Source organism: Ilyobacter sp. (genome assembly GCF_041583315.1).
Lineage (GTDB): Bacteria > Fusobacteriota > Fusobacteriia > Fusobacteriales > Fusobacteriaceae > Ilyobacter.
In genome coordinates, this window is the sequence record NZ_JBFHGC010000551.1 from 1 (window position 1) to 1,889 (window position 1,889).

Here is a 1,889-nt window from a genome sequence, read left to right on the forward strand (position 1 = left end):
CGGCTTGGATGAAAATCCAGCCGCTCTTTTTATGTAGAAGAGATTAATAATTTATCTTTCTATTTTTCCACTGAATAAAAACATCTTTTGGGAGAAATTATAGCTTCCTCTTTTTTTAATGTTTTCATAGCTTTATCCACGTCTTTTTTATCTGCACCCAACTTTTCTGATATCTCTCCAGCTTTTAACGGCTCTGATTTTTTTAGAAGATCCAAAATTTGATCTTTTAATTCCATAAAAGCACCTCCTTTTGTAATGGTTACAAATTTATAGTAGCACTTGCAGAAACAAAAATCAAGAAAAACTTATATAATAAATTTTGAGTTTCACCATAAATATTGTAAAATATTTAAAATGAATTACAACAGGAGCATTCTTATGTGGGGCAATAAAAGATTTCATACATTGAATTATGAACTGAAAAAAATATTCGGAGAAAAAATATATAAGGTATCCCTAGACGGGGGTTTCACATGTCCAAACAGGGACGGGACCCTAGATGACAGAGGATGCCTATTTTGCAGTGATAAGGGAAGCGGTGAGTTTGCAGGGGACAGGAGAAAGAGTATAGGGGTACAGATAGAGGACCAGTTAGCTCTTATTGAAAATAAGTTTCCAGAGGGAAAGGTTATTGCGTATTTTCAGAATTTTACAAATACCTATGCCCCTATAGAGCAATTGAGAAAACTATATACAGAGGCCCTATCCCATCCCAGAGTTGCAGGCTTGGCCATAGCAACCAGACCTGACTGCCTCCCTGGTGAGGTTCTAGACCTTTTAGAGGAAATAGGCGGGAAACACTTTGTATGGCTGGAGCTTGGCCTTCAGACTATACATGAGAGAACCTCAGAGCTTATCAACAGGGGTTATTCCCTGGAGAAATTCATCGAAGCATCTGACAGTCTCAAAAAAAGAAAGATTCCCTTTGTAACACATCTGATATTAGGACTCCCCGGGGAATCAGAGAGAGAGATCTTGGAAAGTGTCAGATTTGTAAACAAGTCAGGAAGCTGGGGTATAAAGCTTCACCTTCTTCATCTGATAAGAGGCACCAAGCTTCATGAATATTATAAAGAGAACCCATTTTTATTGATGGAGAAAGATGAGTACATATCTTTGATAATAGATATACTGGAAATATTAAACCCGGAGACTGTTGTCCACAGAATCACAGGAGACGGATCTCGTGATACCCTCATAGGGCCTTTATGGAGCTTGGATAAACGTTCTATATTAAATGGTGTAGATAAAGGGCTGAAAGAGAGAAATACGTATCAGGGTAAATTTTATACAGAAGATTCATCAGACAGAAACTATAAAAATCCTAATACATGATTATTTGCCCAAAAGAAAGCCCCCTGGAATTCCAGGGGGCTTTCTTTTTTATTTGAGAACACCTCTATACTTAGATGTACTCAAAATACGGTTAGGTGGGGTAGGTGTCACCTGCTATCTTTTTCTGTGTATTTACAATATTTCCTCCCCAATTAATAAAATATATTAAAATAAATTTTATCCTGCCTATTAATCATAAGGTAAGGGTGTATTTTTCATACCATTTTACAAATTCGTCATATACAACAGGTCTGCTGAAATAATATCCCTGGGCATAGTCGCAGCCCATCTCTTTTAAAATATCAAGGGATTCCTTGTCCTCTACACCTTCTGCCACGACTTTCAGGTTGAGAATATGTGCAATATCAATGGAAGATTTTACTATATCACTGTCTTTCTTATTGTTTTTAAGGCTTTTTATAAATATTCGGTCTAATTTTATCTTATCCAAGGGAAGTTGCTGAAGGTATGACAAGGTAGAATAACCTGTACCGAAATCATCTAATGAAAATTTAATTCCCAGTGCCTTATACCTTAAGATCATTGAAGCAGTA

General features: G+C 36.5%; 3 protein-coding genes. 1 reads left to right on the forward strand and 2 read right to left on the reverse strand.

From position 1 onward, the window contains the following. Positions 1-59 precede the first annotated feature (59 nt). Positions 60-236, reverse strand: coding sequence for a MarR family transcriptional regulator (locus ABZA26_RS14095; protein WP_372715126.1), 177 nt, complete (start codon positions 234-236; stop codon positions 60-62). A gap of 142 nt (positions 237-378) precedes the next feature. Between ABZA26_RS14095 and ABZA26_RS14100 the strand changes: the two genes are divergently transcribed. Continuing rightward, positions 379-1,335 carry a TIGR01212 family radical SAM protein gene (locus tag ABZA26_RS14100; RefSeq protein WP_372715127.1) on the forward strand — a complete coding sequence of 319 codons (957 nt, stop codon included), beginning with the start codon at positions 379-381 and terminating at the stop codon, positions 1,333-1,335. 193 nt (positions 1,336-1,528) lie between these two features. Here the strand turns inward: ABZA26_RS14100 and ABZA26_RS14105 are convergent. Then, the coding region (locus tag ABZA26_RS14105; protein ID WP_372715128.1) for an EAL domain-containing protein at positions 1,529-1,889 on the reverse strand (361 nt) is incomplete at its 5' end.

What these genes read in the sequence shown, in the direction of transcription:
- ABZA26_RS14095 (WP_372715126.1), bottom strand. Translation starts at nt 236, where the DNA reads ATGGAATTAAAAGATCAAATTTTGGATCTTCTAAAAAAATCAGAGCCG.
- ABZA26_RS14100 (WP_372715127.1), top strand. Translation starts at nt 379, where the DNA reads ATGTGGGGCAATAAAAGATTTCATACATTGAATTATGAACTGAAAAAA.